Origin of the sequence: Streptomyces sp. NPDC046716, assembly GCF_040645755.1 — a bacterium.
GTDB lineage: Bacteria > Actinomycetota > Actinomycetes > Streptomycetales > Streptomycetaceae > Streptomyces.
In genome coordinates, this window is sequence record NZ_JBEYYU010000026.1 from 51441 (window position 1) to 73484 (window position 22044).

Sequence of the window (22044 nt, forward strand, 5' to 3'; positions counted from 1 at the left end):
CACGGACACCCGTCCCACCGCCCGCACCCGCCACCAGGGAGTACGGCTCGAAAGGAGCGGGGAGATTCCGTGACGACGGGTGCGCGAGAGGGCGCTGGGACGGAATCCTGTTGTCCGCAAGGAACGGGGGACGCACATGACCACGGCGCCGGAACAGCACACCGACATCAGCGAGGCCGCCGACGAGAGCGCTCTGGAGCTTCTCGTCCACGGAGTGGGTGGCACCACACCCCAGGAGATGCTCGACGACCCGCGCACGGTGCGGGTGTCGGGCGACACGACGGCGGCCGTCTACCGCCGCGCCGAGGACGTCGACGCGGAGGCCAGGCCGGACGACTACCGGGGCAGACCCGTGCCCGAGGCGTACGTGTGGTGCAACCTCACGTCGGGCAACGGCGCACGGGCGCTGTGGCTGGTCCTGCTGCCCTTCATGGTGGTGAACCTCGCCCACTGGATGCGCCCCAACGCGCTCAGCAGAACCCGCACCGTGCGCCTCTACGGCCTCCTCGTCCGCCTCACGGGCCTCACCCTCACCGTGCTCCTCGTCGCCGCCGCCTGCGAGGTCGCGCTCGATCTGACGGCCTGGCAGTGCGCGGGCACCCCGGCCTGTGCCGCGCGCAGGACCTGGCTCGGATTCCTGGCCGACGGCTGGTGGAGCCAGCCCGGCCGCCGGCTGGCCCTCGCCGCGCTCGTGCCGACCGCGCTGAGCGTCCTGCTCTGGTACCTGTCGCACCGCACCTGGAGCGCGTACGAGGCACAGCGCCCGCTGCCCCACCAGCCGGACCCCGAGGGCACGGACGGCTCGGCGGACAACGCGCTGGCGAGGCCCGGATTCTGGTACGGGCGCCGTCTGGTGTCCCGGCTGCGCGCCGCGCACACCGCCGCGGGGCTGCTGACCGTGGCCGCGGCCGTCGGCACGTCGGCCGCCCGCTACGACCACCGGGCCGGCGGCCCCGTACTCCTCGACGTCCTGGGACAGGTCTTCGTCGGCGCCCTGGCCGCGGGCCTCGTCGCGGTCCTCGCCGTCGTCGTCCTGCGCGGCCGCACCGAGGACCGGCTCGACCTCGACCTGGACCGCACCCTGGTCCGCGTCCTGCCGTACGGAGCGCTCACCCTGCTCGCCCTGACCCTGGTGTACGCGGGCTGGTCCCGCCCGCACTGGCACTCCTCGGGGCGGCTGCCGGGCGACGCCGCGTTCGGCGGGATCGCGCTCGCCCAGGTGGTGCTCGTGCTGGTACTCGCCGTGGTGGCCAGGGCGATCTACCGCACGGCCGCCGACCGCCGCACCGCCCTGCGGGGCCTCGGCGGACCCGCCACCGCGATGCTGGCCTGCGCGCTCGGCGGGGTGATGACGGGCGGCATCGCGCAGCGCGTCGCCGACTGGCTGGACGGCACCAGCGGCCTGATCCCGGGCCCGCCCGTCCTGCTGTCCTGGCAGGCGTCCGTCATCCCGCCGCTGCTGGTCGTCCTCGCCGTCCTGTGCGCCGTCCTCGCCGTGCGCACGGCCCGCAGGAAGAAGGCCGAGACGGTCCGGGTCGAGGCCGACTACCACCTGGACGAGCACGCCGACGGGACCGGGGAACGCCCGGACGCCGCCCGCACGTCGGCCATCGCGGGCACGCGCGCGCGTGCCGCCCTCACCGACCGGGCCCCCGTGATCATCGGTGTGGTCTCGGCCGTGGCCCTGCTCCTCGGCGGTCTGGCCGTCGCCGGGGCGTGGGCCACCGGCAAGGTCCCCGGAACCGCCGCGGAGGGCACGTTCCCCCTCCTGGAGGGCGCCGCCGACACCGCGCAGGCGCTCGGCTCCTGGCTGATCGGAGCCGGCTTCATACTGTTCGTGACCTGGGGCCGCCGTGCCTACAAGGACCCCGCCGCCCGCCGCACCATCGGCATCCTCTGGGACGTCGGCACCTTCTGGCCGCGCGCCGCCCACCCCTTCGCACCGCCCTGCTACGCGGAACGCGCGGTGCCCGACCTGACCTGGCGGATGGCGAGCTGGACCCGGACGACCGGCGGCCGGCTCATCCTCTCCGGCCACTCACAGGGCAGCGTCCTCGCGGCGGCGGCCGCCTGGCAACTGCCGCCGTCGGTGCGCCGACGCGTCGGTCTGCTCACCTACGGCTCGCCCCTGGAGCGGCTGTACGGGCGCTGGTTCCCCGCCCAGTTCGGCCCGGCGGCCCTGGCGTCCCTGCACCGCCAGGTCGACTGCTGGCGGAACCTGCACCGCGAGACCGACCCCATCGGCGGCCCGATCGGCCTGCCGGGCGACTGCGGCCCCACGGTCGACCACCCCGCCCTTCTGGACCCGCTCGCCTACGGCCGCACCGAGCAGCACCCGCTGCCCGCCCCGATCCTGGGCCACGGCGACTACCAGGCGGACCCGGTCTTCGCCGAGGAGCGGGCCCGCCTGCTGGCCCGCCTCAAGCACGCGGTGCCCACGCCGCGTACTCGAGGTCAAGGCAGCTCGGGCAGGTCCTCCGGGTAGAGGAGCGTGAGGTCGTCCGTGCTCGGCTCGCCGAGCTGGGCGACCCGCCCCGCATGCCGCTCCACCATCGACTCGAACGTCTGCCGGGCCGTGCGGCCATTGCCGAACGCCGGGCCCTTCGGGAGCGCCGTGAAGTACTTCAGGAGCCCTTCCGACGTCCCGGTGCCGAGCCGGTACTCGTGCTCGTCCGTCTGCTGCTCCACGATCCGCAGCAGCTCCTCGGGCACGTAGTCGGAGAAGGTGATGGTCCGTGAGAAGCGGGACGCCACACCGGGGTTGACCGACAGGAACCGCTCCATCTCCGCCGTGTAGCCGGCGACGATCACGACGACCGCGTCCCGCTGGTCCTCCATGAGCTTCACCAGCGTGTCGATCGCCTCACGGCCGAAGTCGCGGCCCGAGTCCTCGGGGGAGAGGGCGTACGCCTCGTCGATGAACAGCACGCCGCCATGGGCCCGCTGGAACGCCTCCTGGGTGCGGATCGCGGTCGAGCCGATGTGCTCGCCGACCAGGTCGACCCGGGACACCTCCACGAGATGCCCCTTGTCCAGGACGCCGAGGGAGGCCAGGATCTCGCCGTACAGCCGGGCCACCGTCGTCTTGCCGGTGCCGGGGGAGCCGGTGAACACCAGGTGCCGACGCACCGAGGCCGCCTTGAGACCGGCCTCCTGGCGTCTGCGGCCCACCTCGATCATGTCGGTGAGCGCCCGCACCTCGCGCTTGACGCTCTCCAGGCCCACCAGGGTGTCGAGTTCCCCGAGCACGGCCTGCGACGTGCGGGAGGGCGGCTCCTCGGCGGGCACCTCGGCCCGCTGGTCGGGAACCTGGCTGAGCAGGCCCACGGTCTGCGTCGCGGACTGCGTCTGCACGGCCGGCTGCGCGGCGGCGGACGCCCCGGGCCTTATCCCGCCGCTCTCGTCGCTCGTGCACTCCTCGACGACCGGGCCGTCCTCGGAGAACTCGTAACCACCCCGCGAACACCGCTCCGTACGGCACTTCCTGAGCGTCGTACGGCAGCCGTCGATGACATGGAAGCCGTACCCCTCGCTGCCCGTCACCCGGCAGCCCTGGAACGTGCCCCGGCCGCCCGCGGAGACGTAGAAACCGGCTTCCGCGGGGGACGTCACCGTGCAGCGGTCGATGGTCGGGTCGGCGCCCTTGGTGACGATGACGCCCGTCTGGATCGCGTCGACCGTGCAGTTGGCCAGCGTGCCGCCGCTGCCGTGGTCGCGGAACCAGGCGCCGGTGGCCGCCTCCCGGATCCGGCAGTCGTCCAGCTGCGCCGTGGCCCCGTCGCTCACCGACACCGCCGTGTTGCGCACCTGCGACAGGTCGCTGTCGACGACGTCCACGCGCGAGCCGCGGTCCAGCACGAAGAGCGCGTCCGGCACGTCGTGCACCCGGCACGCGTCGAGGACGGCGGTCGCGCCGTCGCTGACCCACACCGCCGGGTAGTCGCCCGTGCTGTCATGGATCTCGCACTGATTGGCGTCCACGCGCGTGCCCGGGTCCCACACCGACAGGCCGTTGCGCCCGAACTGGCGGACCGTGGACCGCGTCAGCGTCAGGACGGACCGGGAGCGCAGGTCCACCGCGTTCTCCGGGATGTCGTGGATGTGGCAGTCCGCCAGGGTGAGCACCGCGTCCGTGTCGAGGGTGACACCGTCGGCCGTGGTGCGGTGCACGTCGCAGTTGGTCAGATGGGCGGCGGCCCGGCCGGTGATCTGCACGCCCGAGCCCTTGATCTCGTAGATCTCGCAGCCCACGGCCTCCAGACCGCTGTGCTCGCCCGTCGCCGAGAGTCCGGAACCGGAGGCGTGGTGAATCCGGCAGCGCTCCAGACGCGGGTGGGCGCCGCCGCGCACCGCCACCCCGGCCTGCCCGGCCGCGACGACCTCGCACTCCTCGAAGACACCACCCCCGCCGTCCAGCACGGCGATGCCGATCCCGCCGGGATTGTCGACGGTGCAGCGCCGCACGGTCGGGCGGGCCCCGCCGCGCACCTCGATGCCGGACGCGGAGCGGGTCACCACCCGTACGTCGATCAGCTCCGGCGCGCCCTCCTCGACGAGGAGCGCGGGCGCCGCCGAGTCCTGGCCCTCCACGTGCAGGTCCTGCACCGTCGCCGACGCACGGACGGTCAGCGGCACCCCGTCGACCGGCGCGATGCGCACCGACCCGGGGGAGCCCTCGGGACCGCGCAGCGTCACCGCGCGCTGCACGATCAGATTCTCCCGGTACGTGCCCGGGGCGACGGTCAGCACGTCGCCGTCTCCGGCCGCTTCGAGAGCGGCGGCCAACGACGCGTACTCACCTGTGCGGCGCCGCCACCGTGATGTGCCGGTGTGCGTCACCTGGACCGTGCCCTGTGCCATAACGGTGCTGTGCCCCCACCTCGTCGTACGCGGGTCCTGCTCACGCCCTGACGGGCGTTCTTCCTGAGAAAGGTGGGTCCACCGTAGCGCGCGCGGAGCACGGCAGTTGACCGGAGTCGCGACCCTGTCAGCTGCCCGTGCCGGTCCTGCCCCAGTCGGGGCCCGCTATGTCCCAGGCGTGGTCCCAGCGCGCGTACCGGCGACGGACCATCCGCCACACGACCATCCTGCGCGTGCCCTCGAAGAGACCGGCGACGGCGACGGCCGTGCCGAAACCGGCCAGCACCGCGTGGGTCGCCGCCGTCGTCCGGTCGAGCGGGCGGCCGACCACACGGCCCTGCTCGTCGGTCCACAGCGGGAACGTGTCCCCGCGGTGCGGGGACTGGAGCGCGGCGACGACCCGGTCGCGGTGTGCCGTGCCGTCCGGCGCCGTCCAGGTCGCGACGACGCGACTGTGCGCGTCCCGCGCGGTCGAGGTCTCGGGGTCGGAGTCGAGGGGAGGCTGCGCCACTTTGCGTACGACCGTCGCCGTGATCTCGTGACGCAGGCTGCGCTGCTCGTCCACCGAGCGGTACAGCGCGTCACGGGAGAGGGAGCCCGCCACCACGCCGGCGACGGGCGCGGCGACGACGATGAGGACCAGTGCGATCAGCGCGACCCACGCCTCGGCAAGATCGGTGCCGCGGCGCAGTGGATTGTGCCGCCAGCGCCAGATTCCGGTGACCGCCCGCACAGCCTGCACCCCCTTCCACGTCCGTCCTCGCCACGAACGGCAACGCCTTCGCGCGGGTGGAGCGAAGAGAGAGGGCCTCGCCCCGCCCGACCGGCTCGCCGGTGTCTCCGGCACTGCCATTGTCCCTCAACGAGTCTGTCGCGCCGCCGGGTTCCCCATCCGGGTGACGGTTATTCGACGCTATTCGACGACGGTGAGCGGATCCCCGAGCCGGACCGTGCCGGGCGACTCCGGCACCAGGTTCGTCCCGAAGCACAACTGGTCGCCGAAGCGCCGGTGCCGGGCGAGGGTGCGCAGCGGCTCCTTGCCACGCTCCGCGGTCTCCTGGTTCGTGGTGGTCACCACGCAGCGGCCGCTCTTCTTGGTGACGCGGAACGTGACCTCGCCTATCGCGATGCGCGTCCAGTCGTCCTCGGCCCAGGGGGAAGTGCCCGAGACGACCACATTCGGCCGGAAACGGTTCATGGGAAGGGGGCCCTCGTCCGCGTGATCTCCCTGGGCGATGAGGGAGTTGAGGGCGTCGAGGGAGGAGAGTGCGGTGAGCAGCAGGGGGTAGCCGTCGGCGAAGCTGACCGTCTCGCCGGGCCGGGCGTAGGCGGGATCGACCGGACGGCGGGTGGCCGGATCGTCGAGGTGCATGAGGCGGACCTCGGTGCCCAGGCAGGTGCTCCACCAGGCGTGCGCCGCGTCCGCCGCGGGCACGGCCTCCACCTTGTCGCGCCAGACCTCGATGGTGGCCGTCGGGCCCGGCTCGGGCACCTCGACCGTCAGCGGCCGCTTCCCGGGCGCGGACAGCCGGACGGCGCCGCCGGGCAGCAGGTCGGCGGCGGCCAGCGCGAGGCGCGGATGCGGCCGCTGCGTGACGATCTTGTTCGCCGCGTCGACCAGGACCCAGCGCCGGTCTCCCGCCAGCCCCCACGGCTCCACGACCGCCTCGCGCGGTGCGTGCCCCCGAACCGCCTTCAGCGGGTAGACATGGATCGAACTGAGCACAGGCTGCTGCGACATGGGACCATCCTGCCAGCAGGCACCGACAACCCCATGTGCGGGCCGTCCGGATCAGTAACCGCGGTACTGCTGACGGTTGTACGGATCCTCGTACGGCGCGGGCGCGGGACGCGGCGCGGCCGGGCGCATCGCCTCGTAGCCGGTGCCGGGGGCCTGCCGCTGCGGCTGGTGCTGCTGCGGGGCCTGGTAGCCGCGCGGCGCGCTCGTCTGCTGCGGGATGTACGCGGTCGGCGCCGCCTGCATCTGCGCGGGCTGCATCTGGGCCGGCTGCATCTGCGCGGACTGCTGGTGCGGATAGCCGTACTGCGGCGCCGGAGCGGAGGGACCGGACGGCAGGGCGGGCAACGCGGCCGGAAGCGCGGGAAGATGGCTTCCGGTGTCGTACGCGGAGGGGACCCGGATCGGGGCGATCTGGGGTGTGCCCCGCTCGGCGACGAGGGAGTCGTAGATCGGGGTGTCCGGGAAGGACGGCGCGGAGTAGTAACCGCCGCCATAGGTGGAGCGGGGGGAGGTCATGGCACATAAGTTAAGCCCACGATGTGGTCGATGGGGTAGCCCGATAAGAGGGTTCTTTTGCGTGTCGGGTGTGACCGTGCGTCCCCAATGCGAGCGAACTCGGCAAAAACGGTCGTTGTGCGGCGTTAGATTCGTGTAAGGGCCGAGTTCTCGGCGGTAACAAATTCGCCCGTGAAGGGGGCAGACATGACCATGGGCAAGGGAACGAACGTCCCCGTGCGGGCTTCGGCGGTACGCGTCGAGCTGGGATGGCGCGGCGGCCCCGGCGTGCCCGACGCGGACGCCTCGGCGCTCCTGCTCGCCTCCGGAAAGGTCCGCTCGGACGCGGACTTCGTGTTCTACAACCAGCCCGCCCACGCGTCCGGCGCGGTCCGGCACGAAGGCAAGACGACCACGGGCGGTGAGGTGACGGACACGCTGTCCGTGGATCTCGCGCGTGTGGAGCCGGCCATCGAGCGGGTCGTCCTCGCCGCGTCGGCCGACGGCGGCGCCTTCGGCCGGGTCCCCGGCCTGCACATCCGCGTCCTCGACGCGGCCTCAGGCGCCGAACTCGCCCGCTTCGACAGCACGGACGCCTCGGTCGAGACGGCGTTCGTCCTGGGGGAGCTGTACCGCCGGCAGGGCGCCTGGAAGTTCCGCGCCGTCGGCCAGGGCTACGACAGCGGCCTGGCCGGGCTGGCCACCGACTACGGGATCACCGTCGACGAGCCGCGGGCGACGATCGCCCCGCCGCCGATGCCCACGGCACCGCCCGCCCCCTCCGGGCCGGTCCGGCTCACCAAGGTGACGCTCACCAAGGCCGCCCCCTCGGTGTCCCTGGCCAAGCAGGGCGGCACCTCGGGCGCGATGCGCGTGAACCTCAACTGGGAGGTGCGCAAGCAGTTCAGCGGCTGGGGCAGCAAGCGCGGCCGGGCGACCGCCCGCCACCGCGACCTCGATCTCGACCTGTGCGCCCTGTACGAACTCACCGACGGCCGCAAGGGCGTCGTCCAGGCGCTGGGCAACGCCTTCGGATCGCTGCACCAGCCCCCGTACATCCATCTCGACGGCGACGACCGCACCGGCGGCGTGGCCACCGGTGAGAACCTCACGATCAACCTCGACCACAAGAACGCGCTGCGCCGCGTGCTCATCTTCGTGACCATCTACGAAGGCGCGCGCAGCTTCGCCGACCTCCACGCCACGGTCACCCTCGCGCCCCTGGGCGGGGCCCCGATCGACTTCTCCCTGGACGAGTGCACGGTCCCCTCCACCGTGTGCGCGCTCGCGCTCATCACCAACGACGGCCACGACCTGACCGTGCAGCGCGAGGCCCGCTACCTGGTGCCCGAGCGGGGCGTCAGCCCGCAGCGCACCGTGGACCGCGCCTACGGCTGGGGCATGAACTGGACCCCGGGCCGCAAGTAGGAGGCGCCGGGGGAGGTCAGGACGTGGCGTCCGGCCGGGCGTACGTCCGGCCCTTCCACGCCGCGCCCCGCCCCCGGTAGTGCTGCACCGCGGAGTCCACCGTCATGAGGAGGTACAGGAACGCGGTGAACGGCAGCAGGGGCGCCAGCCACAGGGTCTGCCGGTAGTAGCGCAGCATCGGGATGTACGTCGCCGTCATCACCGCCCACGCGAGGCCGCCGAGGAGCGCCACGGGGCCGTTGCGCGCCACCAGGCCGAGGAACACGGCGGCGGGCGGCACCAGATAGACCAGCGCCAGTCCGAGCACGGTGCCCAGCAGCACCAGCGGGTTGTGCCGCAGTTGCGCGTACGCGGAGCGCGACACCATGCGCCACAGGTCCGTCAGCCGCGGGTAGGGGCGCACGCTGTCCACGTGTTCGGCGAGGCCGAGCCAGATGTGGCCGCCGGAGCGCTTCACCGCCCGCGCGAGCGACACGTCGTCGATGACCGCCTGCCGGATGGCGTCCGGGATCCGGGCCCGTTCGGCCGCCTCGGTGCTCAGCAGGACGCAGCCGCCCGCCGCCGCGGCCGTGCGCGACCCGGGGTCGGCGATCCGGCGGAACGGGTACAGCTGGGCGAAGAAGTACACGAAGGCCGGCACGACCAGCCGCTCCCACCCGCTCGCCACCCGCAGCCTCGCCATCTGCGACACCAGGTCGAAACCGCCCGTGCGGGCCGACGCCACCAACTCCCGCAGGCTCTCCGGCTCATGGGCGATGTCCGCGTCGGTCAGGAGCAGGAACTCCGGGCCACGCGCGCGTGCCAGCGTGATGCCGTGCCGCACCGCCCACAGCTTCCCGGTCCAGCCCGCGGGCGGTTCGCCGGGGGAGTCGACCGTCAGCGGGAGCCCGCCGTGCCGGTCGGACAGGGCGCGGGCCAGCGCGCCGGTGCCGTCCGAACTGCCGTCGTCGATCAGGAAGATCTCCGCGTTCCCCGGGTACTCCTGGGCCAGGAGCGAGGGCAGGCTCTCGGGCAGCACCTCCGCCTCGTCACGGGCCGGGACCACCACACAGACGTCCGGCCAGTGCCCCGGATCGGTGCGCGGCGGCAGCCGCAGATCGGTGCGCCAGAAGAACCCCTGGCACAGCAGCAGCCACAGCCATGCGGCGAGCCCGGCCGCGGTGATCCACACAACGACGTCCATCCGCCGCAGTCTGCCCCACCGGCGCGGTTCTGTCGGAGCCATCGTCTATGGTTTCCGGGTGAAGATCGCGCTCATGGACTCGGGAATCGGACTGCTCGCGGCCGCCGCCGCGGTACGGAGCCTGCGGCCCGACGCCGATCTCGTGCTCTCCTCGGACCCGGACGGCATGCCCTGGGGCCCGCGCACCCCGCAGGACGTCACCGAGCGGGCGCTGGCCGTCTGCGAGGCCGCCGCCGCACACCGCCCCGACGCCCTGATCATCGCCTGCAACACGGCGTCCGTGCACGCCCTGCCCGCGGTCCGGGCCCGCCTGGAGCCGGAGATCCCCGTCATCGGCACCGTCCCCGCGATCAAGCCCGCGGCGTCGGGTGGCGGCCCCGTCGCGATCTGGGCCACGCCGGCCACCACCGGCAGCCCGTACCAGCGTGGCCTGATCCGCGACTTCGCCGCCGGAGTCGAGGTCACCGAGGTGCCCTGCCCGGGGCTCGCCGACGCCGTGCAGTGGGCCGACGAGGACGCCATCGACCGGACCGTCGCGGCCGCCGCCGCGCTCACTCCGCGTGACGTGCGGACCGTCGTCCTCGGCTGCACCCACTACGAGCTGGTGGCGGAGCGTATCCGCGCGGCGCTGCAGCAGCCCGGCGCCGAGCCGCTGACGCTGTACGGCAGCGCGGGCGCCGTCGCCGCGCAGGCGCTGCGCAGGGCCGGCGACCGGGCCCGCGCCACGACCGGGCACAGCGGACTCACGGTGCTCCTCAGCGGTCGCGCGGAAACGCTTCCGCAGGCGGCGCTCACCTACGCCGAGGGCCGGGCGCTGCAGGCCGTCAGCCACGCCGGGTGACCCTGGGCACCGGTCCGGAGCAGTGACTCTCCGCGAGGCGGTGCCGCGGCGGCGGAACATGAGTAGTCTCGAACGCATGAGGAAAGACGCCGCCGACGCAGCCCCCGGGCGACGCACGTCCGACCGGGTGACCGAGATCTGGACCGGCCACGCACACAATCGTGTGCAGTGGCTGCTGGCCCTGGGCGGCTTCGCCTGCCTGGCCCTCGGCATCGAGCTCGCCGTGGACAGCTCCTGGGCCACCGGTATCGCCGCTCTGGCGATGTCCGTGGTCGGGCTGATCGCGGTCGGCCTGCTCGTGCTCTTCGGCACCCTCGCCTTCCTGCACGTCGCGGTGAAGGTCGACAAGGACCACCTCGAGGTGCGCTGCGGTCACGTCGGACTGCCGCGCCGCCGGATCCCGCTCGCCCATGTCGTCGACGCCGACTTCGCACCGCGCGTCACCCCGCGCCAGTGGGGCGGCTGGGGTTACCGCTGGCGTCCCGAGATCGGCACGGCCGTCGTCGTACGGCGCGGCGAGGGCGTGGTGCTCAGCCTCGGCGACGGCCGGAAGTTCACGGTGACCGTCGACGACGCGGAGAGCGCGGTGCGCCACATCCGCGACCGGCTGAAGCCGTCGCCCGCGCGGCCGGTGGCCTGACGCCCCGCCGCTCCACGACCGATCAGCCGCGGCCGTCCCGGACGAACTCCGGGGCGGCCGCGTCGTCGTCCGGCGGTTCGTCGCCGAACGGGACGGCGGTGGCGATGCCCGCGAGCAGCCCCGCGCCCGCCGTCACGGCCGTGAAACTGAGCGCGTTGCCGACCGTCGCCAGCATCGCCACCGCCGTCAGGGCCGCACCGGCCGTGAGCACCACCGGCGTCGGACGGGCCGAGCGCCACAGCACGTACAGCAGCCAGCAGTACGCGGCCGTGAGCAGCGCGAGCCCGATGAAGCCCTGTTCCGCCGCGACCTGAAGCACCGCCGAGTGCGGTCGGGCGTCCGGGGCCGATGATCCCGCGGACAGGGTGGACGCGGTGCCGAAGTCCGCGAACCGGCCCGGCCCCGCCCCGAGCGACGGGTCGGACGCGGCCAGGTCGAGCGCCCGGTGCCACAGCTGGACGCGGCGCTCGGACAGCTCGCCCTCCAGGAACGACGCCGGTCCCGAGGGCAGGGCGCCGTCGGCGAGCGCGATACCGAGCCCCGCCACCGCGGCCGTGCCGACGCCGAGTCCCGCGAGCGCTCCCGCCCGGCGCCGCAGCCGGGCCGAGGCGAGCGCGCACAGCACGACGACGCCGCTCGCCGCCGCCCCCGCGCCGGATCCGGCCAGCGCACCCACCGCGACGGTGCCGGCGGACAGCAGGTGCAGCGTGGTCCGCAGGCGCCGGTTCCGCGCCGCCCAGGCCGCACAGCTCAGCGCGCCCGTCGACAGGACGAGCAGCGCGGCCGTCGCCCCGGCGCCGCCCGGCGGCGCCGCGGTGTTCGGCGCGGGCACCGCCTGCGGGGACGCCACGGCCAAGGCCAGACCGCCGGCCGCGACCGCGCAGGACGTGGCGACCGGGGCGAGCCCACCGGCGATCCGCCCGCCCGCGTACCCCGCGGCGACGGCCAGCACCGCGAGCAGCACCCCTTCGGGGCGGCCCGCCCGCGCGGTCGCCGTGATCAGTGACCAGGTCGCGCAGCCGCCTAGCACGGCGACGCCGACGACGTCCGACACCCCGCGCCGCCGCCGGTCCACTCCCGGCCCGGCACTCGTGGACCACCCCGTTGATCCCAACCCCGTCGCCCCCCGACTGAGACGGGCCCCGCACGCGATGGCCGGATCCGGCACGGCGTCGGGGACTCGGGCACACGGTAACGGCTGGTGCGGCGCTTTGGACCGCAGTTGCGCAGGAACGTTCCTGGCTCGGTTCCGCCGGTGCTGCGGTGCGGGTCAGCCGGCGTCGCGGCTGCGCAGCAGATTCATCGCGGTGAGCGTGAGCACGGTCTCGTCGTGCTGGTTGAGCACCTCGACGTCGGTGTGCACGATGCCGCGGTCCGGCTTCGAGCGCGACAGCCGGGCCTCGCGGATCGTCGTACGGATCGACAGCCGGTCCCCGGGCCGGACCGGGCGGGTCCAGCGCAGGGTGTCGATGCCGGGCGAGGCCAGACTGGCGATCGCGCTGACGTAGTGGTCGGCGTAGAGCCGCATCATCACCGACGCGGTGTGCCAGCCACTGGCGATGAGGCCGTCGAAGGGCCCGGCCGCGGCGGCGACCGGGTCGGTGTGGATGCTCTGCGGATCGAACTCCCCGGCGAACCGGAGGATGTCCGCCTCGGTCACGGCGATGCTCCCGTACCGGTAGCTCGCGCCGGGCACGTAGTCCTCGAAGTACCGCTTCTCCACAGGGATGTCGAAGTCGGGGCCGATGGCGGAGGTCGCCGGCGTCGTCGTCATCGGCGCACGGTAACCCATGGGGTGTGCACGCATCATGGGATCCGGCCGGTCCCGCCCCGGCCGGTGGGCCGGGCGGCGTTGCCCCTTTCGGCCCATGGCGGGCCTGGGAGTTCGGGGCCACCGTGGAAGCGAGGCGCAGGTACCGGGGGCGCCCGGCCTCTGGTGCTCTGGGCCCGTGAGGGAGTGAGCGACCGTGATGTTCTGGAACGGACAGGCCGGTGGCTGGGCCTGGTTCGCGATGTCGGCGGGGATGCTGCTCTTCTGGCTGCTCGTGGGCGTGATCGCCGTGCTCTCCTTCCGGGCGTTGTCCCGCCCGGAGCGCACCGTGCCGCCGGGGGAGGCCGCACCCGGGACGATCCTCGACGAACGGTTCGCCCGCGGCGACATCGACGAGGACGAGTACCGGCGCCGCCGGGCCGTCCTGGCCGGACGACCCGCCGACGCCGGAGACCGGCCGCGGAAGCGGTAGACGGGGACGGGACGGGGGGAGGGAACCCCGCTCCTCAGTCGTGCGGCACCAGCAGCACCGGGCACTTCGTGCGGTGGATCAGGGTGTGGGCGACATGGCCCAGGCGGGCCCCGGCCGTCGTACGACGCCCGATGAGCACGAGCCCCGCGGTCTCGGCCGCCATGAGCAGATGGTGGGCCGGGTGCCCGTACTCCAGCCGCTCCACGACCCGTATCTCGGGGAACTTGTGCCGCCAGGGCAGGAGCGTCGCGTGCAGCGCCCGGAAGCGTTCGGTCTCGGCACCCGCGGCGTCGCCGGGCGGTGTCGTCCCGGGCGCGTAGTCGTGCAGGGCCGGCAGGGTCCAGGCGTGCAGCACCTGGAGTTCCATGCCGCGCACCGCCGCCGCCTCGAAGGCATGGGTGAGCAGATCGTCGCCCGGGTGCGCGAGGTCCAGGCCGGCCAGCACGGGCCGGTAGGGCGCGGGGACGGGCCCCGTGCGCTCGTCCTCGGGGCGCTGCCCGGCCCTGACCAGCGCGACCGGGCCGGTGGCGCGGGCGCAGACGGCGGCCGCCACCGAGCCCACGAGGAAGCCGGTGAACCCGGAGAGGCCGCGGGAGCCGAGCACCAGCATCGTCGACGAGGCGGCGGCGTCGAGGAGCACGGGGACCGGCGCTCCGTCGGTGTGCCCGAACCGGATCTCCAGCGCCGGGTGGGCGTAGGAGAGCTGGCGGGGCAGATCGTGCAGGGCCGCGGCCGCCCGCTCGGCCGGGGCGTCCAGCTCCGGCAGTCCCGACGGCGCGGCCGTGCCGGGACCCGCGTGCAGCAGGCGCAGCGGCAGACCGTGCCGCACGGCTTCACGGGCGGCCCAGTCGGCGGCGTCGCGGCTCTCGGCGGAGCCGTCGATGCCGGCGGTGATCGGGCGCTCGGACAGGGATGACATGAGGCGGACCTCCTCAAGGCGCGGGTCAGCCGGTCCAGGACCAGGCTGCGACATCGGGCAGATCGGTGCCGTGCTCGCGGATCCAGGCTTGGTGCCGGGTCCGGGCGTCGGCCATCTCCTGGCGGACCGCGGCCGCGCGCACGGCGAGGCCGGGCACCCGGTCGATGACGTCCATGACGAGGCGGAAGCGGTCGAGGTCGTTGCGCACGACCATGTCGAACGGTGTGGTCGTGGTGCCCGACTCCTTGTAGCCGCGTACATGGAGCTGGCGGTGCCCCGCGCGGCGGTAGACGAGCCGGTGGATCAGCCAGGGATAGCCGTGGTACGCGAAGATGACGGGTTTGTCGGGGGTGAACAGGGCGTCGTACTCGAAGTCGGCCATGCCGTGCGGGTGGTCGTCGCGCGGCATCAGCCGGGTCATGTCGACGACGTTGACGACACGGACCGTCAGCTCCGGCAGGTGCCGGCGCAGCAGGCCGGCGGCGGCGAGGACCTCCTGGGTGGGCACGTCCCCCGCGCAGGCGAGGACGACGTCCGGCTCCCCGGAACCGTTCTCCGTGCCCGCCCACTCCCAGATGCCGGCGCCCCGCGCGCAGTGGGCGCGGGCCTCGTCCAGGGAGAGCCAGTCGAAGCACGGCTGCTTCCCGGCGACGATCACATTGACGTAGTCGCGGCTGTGCAGAACATGCTCGGCGACGGACAACAGCGTGTTGGCGTCCGGCGGCAGGTACACCCGGACGACATCGGGGCTCTTGTTGAGGATGTGGTCGACGAAACCGGGGTCCTGGTGCGAGAAGCCGTTGTGGTCCTGGCGCCACACGTGTGAGGTGAGCAGATAGTTGAGCGAGGGGACCGGGCGCCGCCAGGCCAGCCGCCGTGCCGTCTTCAGCCACTTGATGTGCTGGTTCACCATCGAGTCGACGATGTGCACGAACGCCTCGTAGCAGGAGAACACGCCGTGCCGTCCGGTGAGCAGATATCCCTCGAGCCAGCCCTGGCACAGGTGTTCCGACAGCACCTCCATGACGCGGCCGTCCCTCGCCAGGTGTTCGTCGGTGGGCCTGGTCCCGGCCTGCCACGCCTTCCCCGTCACGTCGAACAGGGCCTGGAGCCGGTTGGACGCGGTCTCGTCCGGGCCGACCACGCGGAAGTCGCGGCGCCGCGCTGTGTCCCGTACGACCTGGGCGAGCAGATCGCCGAGCACCCGGGTCGGCTCGTGGAGTGCGGCGCCCGGCTTGTCGACGGGTACGGCGAAGCGCTCGAGCGGGGCGATCGGCAGCCGCCTGGTCAGCAGACCCCCGTTGGCGTGCGGGTTCGCGCCCGCACGGCGGTTGCCGTCGGGGACGTGTTCCAGCACCAGGGGAGTGGGCCGGCCCTGCGCGTCGAAGAGCTCCTCGGGCCGGTACGAGCGCAGCCACTTCTCCAGCTGGGCCAGGTGCTCGGGGTTCTCGCGCACGTTCGCGAGCGGCACCTGGTGCGAGCGCCAGGTGTCCTCGACCGGCTCCCCGTCCACGGTCCGCGGGCCCGTCCAGCCCTTCGGGGTGCGCAGCACGATCATCGGCCAGCGCGGTCGTGCGGTGGCGCCCGCCGTGCGGGCCTCGTGCTGGATCCGCGCGATCCGGTCCAGACAGCGGTCGAGCGCCTGGGCCAACTCCCGGTGCACACGCGCCGGCTGGCGTCCGGTGACGTGGACGGGTTCATGACCGTATCCGCGCAGCAGCTCGTCGAGTTCGGCCTCGGGCAGCCGGGACAGCACGGTCGGATTGCCGATCTTGTAGCCGTTGAGGTGGAGGATCGGCAGGACCGCCCCGTCGTGCACCGGGTCGAGGAACTTGGTGGAGTGCCAGGAAGCGGCGAGCGGACCCGTCTCGGCCTCGCCGTCGCCGACCACGCACGGCACCAGCAGGCCGGGGTTGTCGAAGGCCGCCCCGTAGGCGTGGGCCAGGGAGTAGCCCAGCTCGCCGCCCTCGTGGATCGAGCCGGGGGTCTCGGGCGCGACATGGCTCGGGACGCCGCCGGGGAAGGAGAACTGCCGGAACAGCCGCCGCATCCCGACGGCGTCCCGCGGCACGTCCGGGTACACCTCGGTGTAGCTGCCGTCGAGCCAGGTGTTGGCCAGCACCGCGGGGCCGCCGTGCCCCGGCCCCCAGACGTACAGGGCGTCCAGGTCGCGCGCCTTGACGGCGCGGTTGACGTGGGTGTGGACGAGGTTGAGGCCGGGCGAGGTGCCCCAGTGGCCGAGCAGTCGCGGCTTGATGTGCTCGGCCGCCAGCGGCCGGGTGAGCAGCGGATTGTCGAGCAGATAGATCTGGCCCACCGCCAGGTAGTTGGCGGCGCGCCAGTGCGCGTCGAGCGCGGCCAGCTGGTGCTTCGTCGGGTCCTTCGCCATCGGGATCCTCCGGAAAGGGTCTCGGGGACAGGGGAGTTCGGGCGCGGCGCGGGGGTTCCGGGCCGGGGCGGTCAGTCGTGCGGGACGACCGCGACGGGGCACGCGGAGTGGTGCAGTACGGCATGGCCGACCGGGCCGAGCTGCAGCCCGACTCCGCTTCTGCGCCGCCGGGCGCCGACCACCAGCAGGTCGGACCGGGCGGACGCCGACACCAGGACGTCGCGCGCCCGCCCTTCCTCCTGCACGGCCCGCACCGGCACCGAGGGGTACCGCTCGGCGGGATCGTGCAGGGCGGCCGCCAACTCGTTCTCCGCGTGCACCACATGGGCCCCGCTGTCGTCCGTCGGGTAGTCGGGCAGCTCGTGGGCGGGGCAGCGCCAGGCGCGCAGCGCGAGAAGCCGTGCCCCGCGCAGCTCGGCGGCCCGGAACGCGAACCCGGTCGCCGCGGCGGCCCGTTCGGGATCCCCGATGCCGAGAGCGACCTGACCGCGATCGCCCCGTACGTTCTCGTCCTCGCCCCGTACGACGACGACCGGGCACTGTGCGTGCGCGGCCACCGGCAGGCCGACCCCGCCGAGCAGCAGCCCGGTGAACGTGCCGTGCCCACGGCTGCCGACCACCAGCACACCCGCGTCGTGCGACGCCTCGATCAGCGCGGTGGCCGGATCGTGCGGCACCACCTCGGCGGCGACCTTGAGCCCGGGGGCGCGTTCGTGTGCCCGTGCGACGGCTTGCGCGGCGACGCGTTCCGCGTACCGCTGCAGGGCGTCGCGGTCCGTGCCGAAGGAGGCCTGGCGGACCTCGTAGCGGTCCCACCGGGAGGCGTGCAGCACCCGCAGCGTGTCGTCGCGGCGAACGGCCTCGTCGACCGCCCAGTCCAGCGCCCGGAGGCTCGGCTGCGACCCGTCGACCCCGATGATCAGAGGACGTTCCACGGTTCTCGTCTCCTCACGGGCGGGCCCCGTCGGGGCCGTCGTGCTCACGCTGGCACCGGGCGCGCGCCGGGTGGAGGGGCGATCCGGTCCCGCTGCGCGGGTCGTTCGGCCCCTGCCGCGGGCCGCTCCGGAGGCCCACGGTGGACATGGCGGGCCGACGCCGCGCAGCCGCCACCGGTCGTGGCCCATCCACCAACTCCACACGTGGCAGGACCAGTTCGACGCCGCATCACCTGGTGCCCCGTCGGCCTCGGCATCACCGAAGAAGTGACCGCGCTCGCGAAGGAGGCAGGACGATGATCGCGACGACCACCCCGCGGATGGGGCAGGCACTCCCCGCCGCACACCGAGGGCGTCTGATGAGCGTGGCGCGGCAGGTGAACTTCCCCGAGGGCTCCCGGCTGTTCGAGGAGGGCGGCCGCGCCGACCGTTTCTGGATCATCCGCTCCGGGACGGTCGCCCTCGACATGCACGTCCCGGGCCGTCGTTCCGCGGTGATCGAGCTGCTCGGATTCGGCGAACTCGTCGGCTGGTCATGGCTGTTCGAGCCGCACCAGTGGCAGCTCGGCGCGGCGACGACGAGCCCGGTGCGCGCCCACGAGTTCGATGCGGCGCTGGTGCGCGACATGTGCGAAGCCGACGCGGACCTGGGCCGTCAGGTCGGCCACTGGGTCGGCGAGGTGCTCAGCCACCGGCTGCACGCGGCCCGCGTCCGCCTCCTCGACCTGTACGCGCCGCACGGCAGCGGATTCCCGCGATGACGGCGTGCCCGGTGCGGTCTCGGCGCCCCCGTGCCACAAGCGGGCCTGCGGCACGGTCGGCCCGCGGGGATCGTCCGGCACTGGCCGGGGTCTTGAGGGGCGCCCGGGCATGATGTGCCCGTCGTCGCCGGAGGGACGGGACCAGCCCCGCAGCGACCGCTCGTGCGGCACACCGCCGCCGAACCGGAGGACTGCGGCCCCATCGGCGTCCTCGTCGGCGCGCACCCCGGAGGCGTCATCTCCCGTATGGAGAAACGGCGTTGCCCGCCCCCTGCGCGTCCGTCAGTGTCGACCACCCCGACCCGTACCGGCGCGGTGGGATCGGCCCCGCCACCCGCCTGCCGACCGCGCGCACCCGCTCCACCCACTGCCCCGACCTCACCGTCGAGCGAGTCCCACCGCCCCCGAGGAGGCTGCCGTGAGCGTCAGCCCGCACATCGTCAGTGACGTCATGACCCACACCGTCGTGGCCGTCGGCCGCGACGCGCTCTTCAAGGACATCGTCGAGATCATGGACCAGTGGAAGGTCGACGCGGTCCCGGTCCTGGAGGGGGAGAGCCGCGTGGTCGGGGTCGTCTCCGCGGCCGATCTGCTGCCCAAGGAGGAGTTCCGCGACACCGACCCCGACCGGCGCGAGCAACTGCACCGTCTGTCCGACCTGGCCAAGGCGGGCGCGGTCAGCGCCGGCGAGCTGATGAGCAGCCCCGCCGTGTGCGTGCACCCCGACGCCACCCTCGCCGAGGCCGCCCGCATCATGGCCCACCGCAGGATGAAGCGGCTGCCCGTCGTCTCCGCCGAGGGCGTCCTCGAAGGCATCGTCAGCCGCTCCGACCTGCTGAAGGTGTTCCTCCGCCCCGACGAGGACATCGCCGACGAGGTGCGGCACACCGTGGCCTCCTACCTCTTCCCGCAGGAGCACGTCACCGTCGCCGTGGCCGATGGCGTGGTCACCTTCGGCGGCACCCTGCGCAACCGCAACCTGGTGCCCGTCGCGGCCCGCCTCGCGCGCGCCGTCGAGGGGGTCGTCGACATCCGGATGGACTTCGCGGGACCGCCGCCGACCGACTGAAGGAGCATCGGGAGAAGTACCGCGATCCGGCCGCCTGACCCGACGGCTGCCGACTGTCGCCTGAACCTGCGGCCCCGGCCACCCGTCCGTGGCGGCCCGGCCGGGCGGGCGGGCGGAACCGCGCACGCCGGTCGGCGCGGGACGCTCCGTCGGCAGGGCACCCGACGAGCAACCGCCCCGCATCCGCTGAGGCGCGCCCGCGCCCGGCGCCCGGTGCCGCCGTGCCGGCCCCGGAGCGGCCGAAGCCCGGCCGGACTGCCGGACAGGCGTGCGCCGTACACTCCCCGGGTGACCGCCACCGCACCTCCCGTCGCCCCGTCCGACGAGCCCGACGCACAGCCCGCACGCCGCTCCGGCCTGCGACGGTTCGTTCCGGTCGTCCTCGCGGCGATCGCCGGACTCCTCCTGTACGTCACCTTCCCGCCGCGCGAGCTGCCGTGGCTCGCGCCGCTGGCGTTCGCCCTGCTCGGCATCGCCGTGCACGGGCGGCGACTGCGGGCCGGATTCGGCCTCGGTCTCGTCTTCGGTCTCGCCTACCTGGTGCCGCTGCTGTCCTGGACGGGCGTGGACGTCGGCCCGCTGCCCTGGCTGGCGCTCGCCGCCGCCGAGGCGCTGATCCTCGCCCTGGCCGGTATGGGCATCGCCTATGTGTCGCGGCTTCCGCTGTGGCCGCTGTGGGCCGGCGGCGTGTGGATCGCGGACGAGGCGCTGCGCGCCCGGTTCCCGTTCGGCGGGTTCCCCTGGGGCAAGGTCGCCTTCGGGCAGCCCAGCGGCGTGTTCCTGCCGCTCGCCTCCCTGGGCGGCACCCCGCTGCTCGGTTTCGGCGTGGTGCTCTGCGGCTTCGGTCTGGGCGGGCTCGTACTGCGGGTGCTCCACCTGAAGAAGGCGCGCGACACGGAACGGGCTCCGGCGGCTGACGAGACTTCCGGTACGGACGAGGCCCCCGCCAAGGACACGGAGACCGGGGCGCACGCGGAGACCGGGACGAGTGCGGCGCGCGGCAAGGGCGGCGCCCGCCCGCTGCGTGACCGCGCCCTCATCGCCGCGGCCGTCTGCACCGTCGCACCGGTGATCGCCGGAGTGGCCGCCATGCCGCTCGTCTCGAACGACGCCCAGGCCGGCACCGCGCGCGTGGCGCTCATCCAGGGCAACGTGCCGCGCATGGGCCTCGACTTCAACGCCCAGCGACGGGCCGTCCTCGACTACCACGTGCGCGAGACCATGAAGCTGGCCGCCAGGATCAAGGCGGGCACGGTGCAGAAGCCCGACCTCGTGCTGTGGCCGGAGAACTCCTCGGACATCGACCCGTTCGTGAACATGGACGCCTACGAGGAGATCCAGAAGGCCGCCGAGGCGGTCGGCGCCCCGATCTCCGTGGGGGCCGTCGTCACCGACAAGAACGGTGACGAGCGGAACCAGCTCATCCTCTGGGACCCGAAGACCGGTCCCGGGGCCACGTACAACAAGCGGCACCTGCAGCCCTTCGGCGAGTACATGCCGTACCGCGGCTTCTTCCGGATCTTCAGCAAGGACGTCGACCGGGCGGGCAACTTCGTCCCCGGCGACAAGGCCGTCGTCTTCGACATGTCGGGTACCAAGATCGGAAACGTCACCTGCTACGAGGCCGCGTTCGACGACGTGGTCCGCGACCAGGTCGACGCGGGCGCCGAGATCCTGTCCGTGCCGAGCAACAACGCCACGTTCGAGCGCAGCCAGATGACCTACCAGCAGCTCGCCATGGACCGGGTGCGCGCCGTCGAGCACGGCCGCGCCGTGATGGTGCCGGTGACCAGCGGTGTCAGCGCCGTCATCCGCCCCGACGGGTCCATCGCGCAGAAGACCGGCATGTTCGAGGCGGACACGCTGATCGCCGAGGTCCCCAAGCGGACCGGCAAGACGTTGGCCACGCGCGCCGGTGTCTGGCCCGAAGCGCTGCTGACCCTGATCGGCGTCGGCGGTCTGGCCCGGGCGGTCGTCCGGTCCCGCAAGGGGCGCGGCGCCACGGCCCGATCGAACGGCCGACCGGCGAACGGTTAGGGTCACGCGTATGGCTACCCCTGAATACATCCGCGCCATCCGCGCCACGGCGGGCCACCAGCTCCTCTACCTGCCCGGCGTCACCGCCGTCGTCCTCGACGACCAGGGACGGGTGCTGCTCGGCCGCCGCACCGACACCGGCCGGTGGGCCGTGCCGGCGGGCATCGCCGAGCCGGGCGAGCAGCCCGCGGACGTCGCCGTGCGCGAGGTGTTCGAGGAGACCGGGGTCGAGTGCGTCGCCGAACGCGTCGTCCTCGTCCAGGCCACGAAGAGCCCGATCACGTACCCCAACGGCGATCAGTGCCAGTTCATGGACATCACCTTCCGGTGCCGGGCCACCGGGGGCGAAGCGCGCGTCAACGACGACGAGTCGCTGGAAGTGGGCTGGTTCGCACTGGACGCGCTGCCGCCCCTGGACGAACACGGCACGTTCAGGATCAAGCAGGCCGCCCAGGACGCGCCGACGTGGTTCGAGACCACGACCGGGCAATGAAGTATGGGTT

The 22044-nt window shown here is 73.5% G+C and carries 19 protein-coding genes; 9 read left to right on the plus strand and 10 right to left on the minus strand.

The window, feature by feature from the left end; genetic code table 11:
• Positions 1-136: 136 nt before the first annotated feature.
• The gene (locus tag ABZ930_RS20630; protein WP_361549680.1) at positions 137-2485 is read left to right on the plus strand and encodes a hypothetical protein; all 2349 of its coding nucleotides are present in this window, start codon (positions 137-139) and stop codon (positions 2483-2485) included.
• Here ABZ930_RS20630 and ABZ930_RS20635 read toward each other — a convergent pair.
• The 4 genes from ABZ930_RS20635 to ABZ930_RS20650 form a co-directional block, all read right to left on the minus strand.
• The gene (locus ABZ930_RS20635) at positions 2455-4860 is read right to left on the minus strand and encodes a right-handed parallel beta-helix repeat-containing protein (protein WP_361549682.1); all 2406 of its coding nucleotides are present in this window, start codon (positions 4858-4860) and stop codon (positions 2455-2457) included. The two genes, ABZ930_RS20630 and ABZ930_RS20635, sit on opposite strands and share 31 nt — an antisense overlap.
• A gap of 127 nt (positions 4861-4987) precedes the next feature.
• The gene (locus ABZ930_RS20640) at positions 4988-5602 is read right to left on the minus strand and encodes a hypothetical protein (protein WP_361549684.1); all 615 of its coding nucleotides are present in this window, start codon (positions 5600-5602) and stop codon (positions 4988-4990) included.
• A gap of 171 nt (positions 5603-5773) precedes the next feature.
• The gene (locus tag ABZ930_RS20645) at positions 5774-6601 is read right to left on the minus strand and encodes an MOSC N-terminal beta barrel domain-containing protein (RefSeq protein ID WP_361549686.1); all 828 of its coding nucleotides are present in this window, start codon (positions 6599-6601) and stop codon (positions 5774-5776) included.
• 51 nt (positions 6602-6652) lie between these two features.
• On the minus strand, positions 6653-7117 hold the full coding sequence (locus tag ABZ930_RS20650; RefSeq protein ID WP_361549688.1) for a DUF6643 family protein: 465 nt from the start codon (positions 7115-7117) through the stop codon (positions 6653-6655).
• Between the two features lie 186 nt (positions 7118-7303).
• Between ABZ930_RS20650 and ABZ930_RS20655 the strand changes: the two genes are divergently transcribed.
• The gene (locus ABZ930_RS20655; RefSeq protein ID WP_361549690.1) at positions 7304-8524 is read left to right on the plus strand and encodes a TerD family protein; all 1221 of its coding nucleotides are present in this window, start codon (positions 7304-7306) and stop codon (positions 8522-8524) included.
• Positions 8525-8540: 16 nt separating this feature from the next.
• Here the strand turns inward: ABZ930_RS20655 and ABZ930_RS20660 are convergent, their stop codons facing one another.
• Entirely contained in the window at positions 8541-9707 is a 1167-nt protein-coding gene (locus tag ABZ930_RS20660) for a glycosyltransferase (RefSeq protein ID WP_361549692.1), read from the minus strand.
• A 58-nt stretch (positions 9708-9765) separates the two neighbouring features.
• On the opposite strand from ABZ930_RS20660, the gene ABZ930_RS20665 reads away from it, so the two are divergent.
• On the plus strand, positions 9766-10548 hold the full coding sequence (locus ABZ930_RS20665) for an aspartate/glutamate racemase family protein (RefSeq protein ID WP_361549694.1): 783 nt from the start codon (positions 9766-9768) through the stop codon (positions 10546-10548).
• Between the two features lie 76 nt (positions 10549-10624).
• Positions 10625-11188 (plus strand): hypothetical protein, encoded by a 564-nt coding sequence (locus ABZ930_RS20670; protein ID WP_361549696.1) that lies wholly within the window; start codon positions 10625-10627, stop codon positions 11186-11188.
• Positions 11189-11210: 22 nt separating this feature from the next.
• Here the strand turns inward: ABZ930_RS20670 and ABZ930_RS20675 are convergent, their stop codons facing one another.
• Complete coding sequence (locus ABZ930_RS20675) at positions 11211-12242, minus strand: O-antigen ligase family protein (protein WP_361549698.1); 1032 nt, start codon at positions 12240-12242, stop codon at positions 11211-11213.
• Positions 12243-12458: 216 nt separating this feature from the next.
• Complete coding sequence (locus tag ABZ930_RS20680) at positions 12459-12962, minus strand: MaoC family dehydratase (protein WP_361549700.1); 504 nt, start codon at positions 12960-12962, stop codon at positions 12459-12461.
• Between the two features lie 196 nt (positions 12963-13158).
• On the opposite strand from ABZ930_RS20680, the gene ABZ930_RS20685 reads away from it, so the two are divergent.
• The gene (locus ABZ930_RS20685) at positions 13159-13431 is read left to right on the plus strand and encodes an SHOCT domain-containing protein (RefSeq protein WP_361549774.1); all 273 of its coding nucleotides are present in this window, start codon (positions 13159-13161) and stop codon (positions 13429-13431) included.
• Between the two features lie 34 nt (positions 13432-13465).
• Here the strand turns inward: ABZ930_RS20685 and ABZ930_RS20690 are convergent, their stop codons facing one another.
• The 3 genes from ABZ930_RS20690 to ABZ930_RS20700 all read right to left on the minus strand — a co-directional run bounded on the left by ABZ930_RS20690 (position 13466) and on the right by ABZ930_RS20700 (position 17674).
• Positions 13466-14350 carry a universal stress protein gene (locus tag ABZ930_RS20690; RefSeq protein ID WP_361549702.1) on the minus strand — a complete coding sequence of 295 codons (885 nt, stop codon included), beginning with the start codon at positions 14348-14350 and terminating at the stop codon, positions 13466-13468.
• Positions 14351-14375: 25 nt separating this feature from the next.
• Complete coding sequence (locus ABZ930_RS20695) at positions 14376-16739, minus strand: phosphoketolase family protein (RefSeq protein WP_361549704.1); 2364 nt, start codon at positions 16737-16739, stop codon at positions 14376-14378.
• A gap of 71 nt (positions 16740-16810) precedes the next feature.
• Positions 16811-17674, minus strand: a complete 864-nt coding sequence (locus ABZ930_RS20700) for a universal stress protein (RefSeq protein ID WP_361549706.1) — start codon at positions 17672-17674, stop codon at positions 16811-16813.
• A gap of 296 nt (positions 17675-17970) precedes the next feature.
• Here ABZ930_RS20700 and ABZ930_RS20705 point away from each other — a divergent pair, with 296 nt between their 5' ends.
• The 4 genes from ABZ930_RS20705 to ABZ930_RS20720 all read left to right on the plus strand — a co-directional run bounded on the left by ABZ930_RS20705 (position 17971) and on the right by ABZ930_RS20720 (position 22034).
• A complete protein-coding gene (locus ABZ930_RS20705) occupies positions 17971-18435 on the plus strand; it encodes a cyclic nucleotide-binding domain-containing protein (RefSeq protein ID WP_361549708.1) in 465 nt (154 codons plus the stop codon).
• 418 nt (positions 18436-18853) lie between these two features.
• A complete protein-coding gene (locus ABZ930_RS20710; RefSeq protein ID WP_361549710.1) occupies positions 18854-19504 on the plus strand; it encodes a CBS domain-containing protein in 651 nt (216 codons plus the stop codon).
• A 288-nt stretch (positions 19505-19792) separates the two neighbouring features.
• Positions 19793-21541, plus strand: a complete 1749-nt coding sequence (gene lnt, locus ABZ930_RS20715) for an apolipoprotein N-acyltransferase (RefSeq protein ID WP_361549712.1) — start codon at positions 19793-19795, stop codon at positions 21539-21541.
• A 10-nt stretch (positions 21542-21551) separates the two neighbouring features.
• Positions 21552-22034, plus strand: coding sequence for an NUDIX domain-containing protein (locus ABZ930_RS20720; RefSeq protein WP_361549714.1), 483 nt, complete (start codon positions 21552-21554; stop codon positions 22032-22034).
• Positions 22035-22044: the final 10 nt, after the last annotated feature.

Bases quoted from the DNA above. Each gene is read 5' to 3' on its own strand.
- ABZ930_RS20685 (WP_361549774.1), top strand. From the start codon at position 13,159: ATGTTCTGGAACGGACAGGCCGGTGGCTGGGCCTGGTTCGCGATGTCG.
- ABZ930_RS20720 (WP_361549714.1), top strand. From the start codon at position 21,552: ATGGCTACCCCTGAATACATCCGCGCCATCCGCGCCACGGCGGGCCAC.
- ABZ930_RS20645 (WP_361549686.1), bottom strand. From the start codon at position 6,601: ATGTCGCAGCAGCCTGTGCTCAGTTCGATCCATGTCTACCCGCTGAAG.
- ABZ930_RS20650 (WP_361549688.1), bottom strand. From the start codon at position 7,117: ATGACCTCCCCCCGCTCCACCTATGGCGGCGGTTACTACTCCGCGCCG.
- ABZ930_RS20695 (WP_361549704.1), bottom strand. From the start codon at position 16,739: ATGGCGAAGGACCCGACGAAGCACCAGCTGGCCGCGCTCGACGCGCAC.
- ABZ930_RS20690 (WP_361549702.1), bottom strand. From the start codon at position 14,350: ATGTCATCCCTGTCCGAGCGCCCGATCACCGCCGGCATCGACGGCTCC.
- ABZ930_RS20635 (WP_361549682.1), bottom strand. From the start codon at position 4,860: ATGGCACAGGGCACGGTCCAGGTGACGCACACCGGCACATCACGGTGG.
- ABZ930_RS20705 (WP_361549708.1), top strand. From the start codon at position 17,971: ATGATCGCGACGACCACCCCGCGGATGGGGCAGGCACTCCCCGCCGCA.
- ABZ930_RS20630 (WP_361549680.1), top strand. From the start codon at position 137: ATGACCACGGCGCCGGAACAGCACACCGACATCAGCGAGGCCGCCGAC.
- ABZ930_RS20660 (WP_361549692.1), bottom strand. From the start codon at position 9,707: ATGGACGTCGTTGTGTGGATCACCGCGGCCGGGCTCGCCGCATGGCTG.
- ABZ930_RS20655 (WP_361549690.1), top strand. From the start codon at position 7,304: ATGACCATGGGCAAGGGAACGAACGTCCCCGTGCGGGCTTCGGCGGTA.
- ABZ930_RS20670 (WP_361549696.1), top strand. From the start codon at position 10,625: ATGAGGAAAGACGCCGCCGACGCAGCCCCCGGGCGACGCACGTCCGAC.
- ABZ930_RS20680 (WP_361549700.1), bottom strand. From the start codon at position 12,962: ATGACGACGACGCCGGCGACCTCCGCCATCGGCCCCGACTTCGACATC.